The organism is Kocuria sp. UCD-OTCP, from assembly GCF_000349605.1.
GTDB lineage: Bacteria > Actinomycetota > Actinomycetes > Actinomycetales > Micrococcaceae > Kocuria > Kocuria rosea.
Window position 1 is genome coordinate 56,182 of the sequence record NZ_AOSQ01000037.1, and the last position, 8,334, is coordinate 64,515.

At 74.7% G+C, this 8,334-nt stretch carries 9 protein-coding genes and 1 tRNA gene; 3 read left to right on the forward strand and 7 right to left on the reverse strand.

The window, feature by feature from the left end:
• Positions 1-193 precede the first annotated feature (193 nt).
• Entirely contained in the window at positions 194-637 is a 444-nt protein-coding gene (locus H488_RS38030; RefSeq protein WP_017834185.1) for a hypothetical protein, read from the forward strand.
• 130 nt (positions 638-767) lie between these two features.
• Here the strand turns inward: H488_RS38030 and H488_RS31430 are convergent, their stop codons facing one another.
• The 3 genes from H488_RS31430 to msrB form a co-directional block, all read right to left on the reverse strand.
• A complete protein-coding gene (locus H488_RS31430; protein WP_373419177.1) occupies positions 768-2,114 on the reverse strand; it encodes an HRDC domain-containing protein in 1,347 nt (448 codons plus the stop codon).
• A gap of 52 nt (positions 2,115-2,166) precedes the next feature.
• Positions 2,167-2,835 (reverse strand): DUF3000 family protein, encoded by a 669-nt coding sequence (locus tag H488_RS31435; RefSeq protein ID WP_017834187.1) that lies wholly within the window; start codon positions 2,833-2,835, stop codon positions 2,167-2,169.
• A 103-nt stretch (positions 2,836-2,938) separates the two neighbouring features.
• Complete coding sequence (gene msrB / locus H488_RS31440; RefSeq protein ID WP_017834188.1) at positions 2,939-3,373, reverse strand: peptide-methionine (R)-S-oxide reductase MsrB; 435 nt, start codon at positions 3,371-3,373, stop codon at positions 2,939-2,941.
• A 168-nt stretch (positions 3,374-3,541) separates the two neighbouring features.
• Here msrB and H488_RS31445 point away from each other — a divergent pair, with 168 nt between their 5' ends.
• Positions 3,542-4,855 (forward strand): alpha/beta hydrolase family protein, encoded by a 1,314-nt coding sequence (locus tag H488_RS31445; protein ID WP_017834189.1) that lies wholly within the window; start codon positions 3,542-3,544, stop codon positions 4,853-4,855.
• 25 nt (positions 4,856-4,880) lie between these two features.
• Here the strand turns inward: H488_RS31445 and ybaK are convergent, their stop codons facing one another.
• From ybaK to H488_RS31460, 3 genes are read right to left on the reverse strand one after another with little or no spacing between them, the layout of a single operon-like run.
• Positions 4,881-5,372, reverse strand: a complete 492-nt coding sequence (ybaK, locus tag H488_RS31450) for a Cys-tRNA(Pro) deacylase (protein WP_017834190.1) — start codon at positions 5,370-5,372, stop codon at positions 4,881-4,883.
• A gap of 17 nt (positions 5,373-5,389) precedes the next feature.
• Positions 5,390-5,845, reverse strand: a complete 456-nt coding sequence (locus tag H488_RS31455) for a SufE family protein (protein ID WP_017834191.1) — start codon at positions 5,843-5,845, stop codon at positions 5,390-5,392.
• The gene (locus H488_RS31460; protein WP_017834192.1) at positions 5,842-6,750 is read right to left on the reverse strand and encodes a sulfurtransferase; all 909 of its coding nucleotides are present in this window, start codon (positions 6,748-6,750) and stop codon (positions 5,842-5,844) included. Before H488_RS31460 ends, H488_RS31455 begins: the two co-directional genes overlap by 4 nt.
• Before the next feature lie 280 nt (positions 6,751-7,030).
• On the opposite strand from H488_RS31460, the gene zapE reads away from it, so the two are divergent.
• A complete protein-coding gene (zapE, locus tag H488_RS31465) occupies positions 7,031-8,092 on the forward strand; it encodes a cell division protein ZapE (RefSeq protein ID WP_017834193.1) in 1,062 nt (353 codons plus the stop codon).
• A 124-nt stretch (positions 8,093-8,216) separates the two neighbouring features.
• Here zapE and H488_RS31470 read toward each other — a convergent pair.
• Positions 8,217-8,288: transfer RNA gene (locus H488_RS31470), tRNA-Val, on the reverse strand.
• Positions 8,289-8,334 lie beyond the last annotated feature (46 nt).

Consider the following 8,334-nt stretch of genomic DNA (forward strand, 5'->3'; position numbering starts at 1 on the left):
CCCACCCCCGGGTGCTGCCTGCCCGAGGGCGCCCCGTGCGGTGATCGCTGTGAGCGGAGCCGCACGGGGCCGGTGTCCGCCGCGCCGGTTCATCAGTAGGATGATGAAGACATCAGTCAGCGGGACGGTCCGTGCACGACCGGCTCGTCCTCGGGCCCGGCCGCCGCGCCGGGACGGACGGAAGGACAGCACCATGATCAAGCGACTCATCTTCGTCACCGGATTCGGGGTCGGCTTCGTGGTCGGCTCGGCCTCGGGCCGCAAGAGCTACGAGGCCCTCAAGCAGAACGCCGTGAAGACGTGGCACGACCCCAAGGTCCAGGAGAAGGTCTCCGAGGGCACCGACTGGGTGAAGTCCGAGGTGCCCGTGGTCGGCGGGAAGCTGGCCGACAGCGCCAAGAAGGCGGCGGACACCGTGGGCACCAAGGCCGCCGACGCCTCCTCGTCCGTCAAGGAGAAGGTCTCCGGGTCCTCGGCCGGCACGGGATCCTCCAGCGGTGCCGCCGCCACGGGGGCTTCGACCGCCGGGACCTCGACCACCGGTTACGCCGACCTGCAGGACGCGAAGCCGGTGACCCCGGAGAGCCCCCTGGACCCGGCCGAGCCGCACCCGGCCCCCGGCGACACGCAGCACTGACCCGCCGGCGCCCGCCCGCAGCACCGCTGCCGCAGGGCGCGGGCCGCGGGGCGAGCGGAGCCCGGCCCGCACAGGAGGAAGGGCCCCGGCCGTCGGCCGGGGCCCTTCCTCCGTCCCCGGAGGGAGCGGCTCACGCTGCGGGCTCGTCCTCGTCCCCGGCCGGCGGCTGGTCGCGCTCCACCTGGCGCGCCGCGCGCTTGCGGGCCCGCAGCTCCCGCCAGGCCGGGCCGAGGACCGGGGCCGTCAGCTCGACCTGCCACCGGCGCGCCCCGAGGTCCCGCAGGCGGTCCGCCACCGCCTGGTCGGTGGTGCTCTTCGGCGGCTGCCAGCAGAAGCGCCGCAGGTGCTCGGGGGTGAGCAGGTTCTCGGTCGGCAGCTCGTGCGCCTCGGCGAGCTCGGCCACGAGCGGCTTCAGGACCCGCAGCCGTGCTGCGGCCTCGGGGCGCTTGACCTCCCACGCCTTCACGGGCGGCAGGGCGTCGGACTTCACGGTGAAGGGGACGAGCTCCGTGGCCGTGCGGGCCTCGGCGATCGCCCGCAGCCACCGGGGCGCCTCCCGCGCCGCGAGCCGGCCGTGGAAGCCGGGGGTGTCGAGGAGCTGCGGCACGGTGCGCGGCATGGCGGCCGCGGCGGCGACCAGGGCGGCGTCGGGCAGCAGCCGGCCGGGGGCGACGTCCTTGTGCTGGGCGAGCCGCTCCCGCTCCTCCCACAGCCCGCGCAGCGCGGTGAGCTGGCGCCGGCCCTTCACCTTGTTGATCCCCGACGTCCGGCGCCACGGGTCCTGGCGCGGGGGAGCGGGCTCGGCGGTGCGCACGGCCTCGAACTCCTGGAGCGCCCAGTCCAGCTTGCCCTTCTCCCGCAGCAGCTCCTCCATGGCCCAGCGCAGCTGGATGAGCATCTCCACGTCGAGCGCGGCGTAGTTCAGCCAGTCCCTCGGCAGGGGCCGCTTCGACCAGTCCACGGCGGAGTGCTCCTTGGCCAGCGTGTAGCCCAGCAGCTCCTCCGTCTCCGCGGCCAGGCCCACGCGCCGGAGCCCGGCGATGCGCCCGCCCAGCTCGGTGTCGAAGAGCCGGTCCGGCTCCATGCCGAGGGCGCGCAGGGAGGGCAGGTCCTGGGTGGCAGCGTGCAGCACCCACTCGACGCCGGAGAGCGCCTCGCCCAGCACGGCCAGCGAACCGGTGGCCTCCGGGTCGATCAGCACGGTGCCCACGCCCTCGCGCCGCAGCTGCACGAGGAAGGCGCGCTGCCCGTAGCGGAAGCCCGACGCCCGCTCGGTGTCGATCGCCGCCGGGCCGGAGCCCGCGGCGACGGCGGCGGCGGCCCGCTCCAGTCCTGCCACGGTGTCGATGATGGGAGGGATCCCGTCGAACGGCGCCGCGAGGTGGACGCTGTCGGGGATCTCGAAGTCCTCGAAGCCGGCGACCACGGGGGTCGAGGGCTCGTCGGGCGCGGATCGGCGGTCGGCTGGGCTGGTCAAGGAGCGTCTTCGATTCTGTGTCGGCCCCGGCGGGGCGCGGTCGGTTCGGTGGTCAGCGGCGCGGGTGCAGCACGGTCACGCCCCGGGGGTACGGCGGCAGGCCCGCGAAGGTGCAGACCGTGTCGGCCCAGGCCGCCAGGTGCGGTGCCACGTCGGAACCGTCGGGCGTCCAGGAGGCCCGCAGCTCGACGTCGGCCCCCTCCTCCTGGTCGCCGAGCAGACCGAAGCCCTCGGCGAGGACCCGGGACGCGGTGCCGCCCTCCCGAGAATATCCGGCCCGGTGGCGTTCCAGGGCCTCGAGGAGCCAGGTCCACGCGTTCGCGCCCGCCGTGTCGTCGCAGCCGATCTCGCGGCTCGCGGCCGCGCGGGCCCAGGTGACGATGCGGAACGGTCCGCCCCACGCCGTCGGCTCGGACGGGTCGTGCAGGAGCACGAAGCGTCCCGTGGCGAGCTCGTCCTCCGGGGCGCCGGGCGCCCGGTCCGGGACGGCGGCCGCGCCGGCGTCCTGCGCCGCTGCCGGACCGGCCGTGAGGGCCGGGGCGCGGGACGGTGCGGGCGGTCGCCGCACCTCGGCGCGCACCGCGGCCGCGAACGGCGCGAGGTGCGTCGGGGCCGGGATCGCCGTGAGCTCGACGCCCTCCCGGTGGCCGGTGCGGCGCAGCTGCTCGAGGGCGTCCTGGAAGTCCTGGTACACCTCGGTCAGGCCGTTCACCGCGCTCACACTGGAAGGGTAGGCCGTCGGGGCGTCCCGGCCCGTCGTGCCACGCCGCGAGCGCGCGATCGGCGTGGTCCCGGTCACCCCGGTCCCGTCCGGGCGGGACCGCTCAGGAGCCGGCGGGCACGAGGCGGACGGAGACGGAGTTGATGCAGTACCGGAGGTCCGTGGGGGTCGGGAAGCCCTCGCCGCCGAAGACGTGGCCCATGTGCGAGTCGCAGGCGGCGCACCGTACCTCCACCCGCTCCATGCCCAGGGCGGTGTCCTTGATGTAGCGGACCCGGTCCTCGGCCAGCGGCGCGTAGAAGGAGGGCCAGCCGCAGTGCGCGTCGAACTTGGTGTCGGAGCGGAAGAGCTCCGCCCCGCACGCGCGGCACTCGTAGACGCCCTCGGCCTTCGTCTCCCAGTACTCGCCGGTGAAGGGCCGCTCCGTGCCCGCCTCGCGCAGCACGTGGTACTCCTCCGGGGACAGGATGGAGCGCCAGTCCTCCTCGGTCCGTCCGGTGGCGTCGGGGCGGTCGCCGTGCCTGGTGGTCTCGCTCATGGTGTGGTCCTCCGGGATGTGGTCGGTGCTCCGGGCGGCGGTCCCCGCACGGGGCCCGCCCGGCGGTCCGCACGGGGCGGCGCGGGGCCTGCGGGGCGCGGACCGCCCGGCCAGCACAACGACGCGTCCCTCCCGGTTATGCCCGGGCTGCGTGGAAGACTGGGGGGCATGCCCCGTCGCCCCCTGCCGGTCCCCGCCGCCCCCGAGCCCCAGTCCGCGACGCAGTGGGCGCGCGGCGCCGTGGTGGGCGCGGCCGTCACGGTGGGGGCGGCGTCCCTGTCCTTCGGGCTCTCGAGCGCGGCGGCCGCCTACTTCGCGCGGCAGGTGGTGGTCCCGCCGAAGTACCGCTCCGAGGACCTGCAGATCCTCGGCGTCACCCGCACCGGCGAGGACGGCGACCCGTCCGCGACGACGCTCGTGCGGCTGCCCGCCACGGTGGACACGACCGTGGCGGGGACCTACAGCCTGCGCTTCGACGCGGGCCGCGGTCACGCCCGGATCGGCGCCATCCGCTCCTACTCCCCCCGGGAGGGCACCGTGACCCGGGTGGTCGAGGAGGTCTACTCGGGGGACCTCTCCCGGGCGACCCGCGGCTTCTGGTCCGGAACCGTCTATCCGGACCCCGGGGCGGCGGGCCTGCCGTTCGAGGAGGTGGAGATCCCGATCGAGGTCGGGCCGGCGCCCTGCTGGGTGGTCCCCGCGGAGGGCGGGCCGACCCCGGAGGGCGAGCGGCCCCGGGTGCTCCCGGGTCCGTGGGCGATCATGGTGCACGGGCGCGGCGCCAACCGGATGGAGACGGTCCGTGCCGTGCCGGTGGCGCGGGAGCTCGGGCTGACCTCCCTGCTGATCTCCTACCGCAACGACCGGGAGGCGCCGCCCACGCACGACTTCCGGTACGGGCTGGGCTTCACGGAGTGGAAGGACGTGCAGACGGCGATCAGCTACGCGAAGTCCCGCGGCGCCACCCAGATCGTGCTCTTCGGCTGGTCCATGGGCGGGGCGATCTCGCTGCAGACGGCGGACCTGTCCTTCTACCGGGACGACATCGCGGCCCTCGTGCTCACCGGCCCGGTGGTCGACTGGTTCGAGCTGATCGCCCACCACTCCCGCTCCCGCCGGATCCCGTCGGGGATCGGCCGGCTGGCCACGAACCTGATCTCCCACCCGGCGGGGCGGATGCTGACCGGTCTCGCCGCTCCGGTGGACCTCCAGGCCCTCGACTGGCTCTCCCGGTCCGAGCACCTGCGCACGCCCACCCTGGTGCTGCACTCCGTGGACGACGAGTTCGTCCCGGCCGCCAGCTCCCGCCGGCTCGCGGAGCTCAACCGGCTCGTGGAGTTCGTGCCCTTCGCCCGCGCCCGGCACACCAAGGAGTGGAACGTGGACCCGCAGCGCTGGGAGGACGCCGTGCGGCGCTGGCTGCCCGCCCGGCTGGCCCAGGACGCCGGGACCCTCGGGCCCGTGCGCGCGCAGCGGAGCTGAGGTCCGGTCCGGACCGCGGCGCGGGTCAGGAGCGCAGCGCGGCGGTGCGCCCGTCCGTGAGCCGCAGCAGCTCGGCCGGGGGCAGCTCGACGTCGAGCCCGCGCCGCCCGCCGGAGACGAGGACCGTGGGCCAGGCCTCCGCGGAGTCGTCGAGCAGGGTGGGGGAGGGTGTCTTCTGCCCGAGGGGCGAGATCCCGCCCACCACGTAGCCGGTGCGCCGCTCCGCGAGCCGGGGCTCGGCCAGGGCGGCCCGCTTCCAGCCCAGGGCGGCCGCGGCCGCGCGCAGGGACAGCCGCGCGGAGACGGGCAGCACCGCGACCGCCCAGTCCCGCTCGTGCACGACCAGCAGCGTCTTGAACACCTGGCCCGGGTCGCGCCCCAGCGCGGCGGCGGCCTCCAGCCCGTAGGACGCGGCCGCAGGGTCGTGGGCGTACTCGTGCACGGTGAAGGCCACGCGCTCCCGCGCCAGGAGCGCGACGGCTGCGGTGGGGCCCGCCCCGCGGGACGCCTTCGCCATGCCGGTGCCCCGGGGCCTCAGGCGTCCTGGAGCTCGCGGACGCGCCGCTTGATCCGGGCCAGCATCGCGGACATCCCGCGCATCCGCAGGGGCGAGACCAGCTGGGTGAGCCCGAAGCGCTCCGGCAGGTCGTCGGGGACGTCCAGGACCTGCTGGGCCGGGAGCCCGTCGAGGCCCTCGTGCAGGATCGAGGCGAAGCCGCGGGTGGTCGGGGCCTCCGCCGGGGCGGAGAAGAACAGCCGCACCGGGGCGCCGGGGCCGGGGACGGCGCCCTCCTCCCACTCGACGGTCAGGAACAGCGGCGACTGGCACTCGACCACCTGCTCGAGCTCCTCCGGGTGCTCGCCCAGGCGGTCCGGCAGCGCCGGCAGGGAGCGGGAGAAGTCGAGCAGCAGCTCGAGCTTGTCCTCCTGCGGCACGGCGGTGAAGTCCGCGACGAGCTCCTCGAGCTGGGCGGGCAGGACCCCGCTCATCGGGCCGACCCCGGGACCTCGCCGGGCTCCTCGCCGCGGACGATCGGCACGCGCACGGAGTTGCCCCACTCGGTCCAGGAGCCGTCGTAGTTGCGGACCCTGTCGTAGCCCAGCAGGTGCTTGAGCACGAACCACGTGTGGCTGGAGCGCTCGCCGATGCGGCAGTACGCGATGATGTCGTCGTCGGGGGAGAGCCCGACCTCGTCGCGGTAGATCGCCTCGAGCTCCTCGCGCGAGCGGAACGTGGCGTCCTCGGCGGCGGCCCGCGCCCACGGCACGGACGCCGCGGTCGGGATGTGCCCGCCGCGCAGCGTGCCCTCCTGGGGGTACTCGGGCATGTGCGTGCGCTCGCCCGTGTACTCCGGCAGGGACCGGACGTCGATCAGCGGCTGCTCGCCCAGGTGGGCCAGCACGTCCTCCTGGAAGGCGCGGATCGGGGCGTCGTCGCGCTCGACCACGGGGTAGTCGGCGCGCTCGGGCACGACCTTCTCCGTGGACAGCTCACGGCCCTCGGCGACCCACTTGTCCCGCCCGCCGTTCATGAGCCGCACGTCCGGGTGGCCGAACAGCTCGAACACCCACAGCGCGTAGGCGGCCCACCAGTTGGACTTGTCCCCGTAGACCACGATCGTGGTGTCGCGGGAGATGCCCTTGCGCGCCATGAGCTCGGCGAACTCCGCGGCGTCGACGTAGTCCCGGGTGTCGGGACGGTTCAGGTCGGTGTGCCAGTCGATCTTCACGGCGCCGGGCACGTGGCCGGTCTCGTAGAGCAGGACGTCCTCGTCCGACTCGACCACGACGACCCCGGGGTCGTCCCGGTGCTCGGCGACCCACTGGGTGGACACGAGTCGTTCGGGGTGCGCGTACTGCGCGAATTCTTCGTTGTTCTCCACGGCAACGCCCATGGGGACTCCTTCCGGGGTGGGGATCAGGGGAACGGGTCCTCGCGGACCGGCTTCCCCTCCAGGGTAGTGGTCCCGGCGGCGGACCGCCCCCGCCGGGGAGCCGCCGGGGCCCCGGCCCGGCCCTGCCGCGACCCCGTCGCGGCGGTGCCGCCGCCCTGATGACGCGGCGGGCGCGTCCCGGGCGACGGGGAGCCGGTAAAATCGCCGGAGCACGCGCGTGCGCCGCTCGGCGCGCCGAACCAGCGAACCGCCGGGCGCGGCGGACAGAGAGGTCTCCCAAGTGAGCATCCAGATCGAACACCTCACCGAGCGGCGCCCCCAGGTGTCGGCCGACGAACTGCTGTCGGCGTTCCGGCCCTCGGAGCGCTTCGGGGAGGTCTCGTTCGACACCTACCGCCCCGACCCGCAGCAGCCGTCCCAGGCGGAGGCGGTGCGGGAACTGCGGAAGTTCGCGGAGTCCGTCAACCGCTCGACCGGCTCCGGCGGCGGGTTCTTCACGAAGCTCTTCGGCGGGGGCCCCCGCAAGGACGAGGTCCGGACGGGGATCTACCTCGACGGCGGCTTCGGGGTGGGCAAGACCCACCTGCTCGCGTCCCTGTGGCACGCGGTCCCCGGTCCCAAGGCGTTCGGCACCTTCGTGGAGTACACCAACCTCGTGGGGGCCCTGACCTTCCGCAAGGCCGTCGACGCCCTGAGCGCCTACAGCCTCGTGTGCATCGACGAGTTCGAGCTCGACGACCCCGGGGACACGGTCCTCATGTCCCGGCTGATGCGCGAGCTCGCCGACTCCGGCGTGCGGATCGCGGCGACGTCCAACACCCTGCCCGGATCGCTCGGCGAGGGCCGCTTCGCCGCGCAGGACTTCCAGCGGGAGATCCAGGTGCTGGCCGACCAGTTCGAGGTGCTGCGCATCGACGGCGAGGACTTCCGCCACCGGGGCCTGCCGCAGGCCCCGGCGCCGCTGTCCGACGGCGAGCTCGACCGGGCCGTGGAGGAGCACTTCCCGGGCCGCGTCGTGGCCGCCGACCGGTTCGCCGACCTCGTGGAGCACCTCGCGAGCGTGCACCCCTCCCGGTACCGCAAGCTCCTCGAGGGGATCGACGCCGTGGTCTGGCGCGACGTGCACACCATCGAGCAGCAGGCCGTCGCCCTGCGCTTCGTGGTGCTGGCGGACCGGCTCTACGACAAGAACCTGCCGATCATCGCCTCCGGCCGGCCCTTCGACGAGGTCTTCACGGCCGAGATGATGGCCGGCGGCTACCAGAAGAAGTACTTCCGCGCCGTCTCCCGCCTCACGGCGCTGGCCCGCGAGGGCATCCTCGGGGACGTCTCCGCGGTCTGAGCGCCCGCACCCCCTCCGGGCGCCGCGGCGCCCGGAGGGACGGGCCCGCGCGTCGTCAGGGCGCACCGACGACGACAGAGGGCCCCGGCTGGAATTCCAGCCGGGGCCCTCTGTGCACTGCTCGTGCGCGATACTGGGTTCGAACCAGTGACCTCTTCGGTGTGAACGAAGCGCGCTACCACTGCGCCAATCGCGCTCACTGCTCGAAAACCATAACCCACATCCCGGCCGCGGGCCAATTC

Excerpts from the sequence above, each read along its gene's own strand:
- H488_RS38030 (WP_017834185.1), top strand. The coding sequence starts at position 194 with ATGATCAAGCGACTCATCTTCGTCACCGGATTCGGGGTCGGCTTCGTG.
- msrB (WP_017834188.1), bottom strand. The coding sequence starts at position 3,373 with ATGAGCGAGACCACCAGGCACGGCGACCGCCCCGACGCCACCGGACGG.
- H488_RS31445 (WP_017834189.1), top strand. The coding sequence starts at position 3,542 with ATGCCCCGTCGCCCCCTGCCGGTCCCCGCCGCCCCCGAGCCCCAGTCC.
- ybaK (WP_017834190.1), bottom strand. The coding sequence starts at position 5,372 with ATGGCGAAGGCGTCCCGCGGGGCGGGCCCCACCGCAGCCGTCGCGCTC.
- H488_RS31455 (WP_017834191.1), bottom strand. The coding sequence starts at position 5,845 with ATGAGCGGGGTCCTGCCCGCCCAGCTCGAGGAGCTCGTCGCGGACTTC.
- H488_RS31460 (WP_017834192.1), bottom strand. The coding sequence starts at position 6,750 with ATGGGCGTTGCCGTGGAGAACAACGAAGAATTCGCGCAGTACGCGCAC.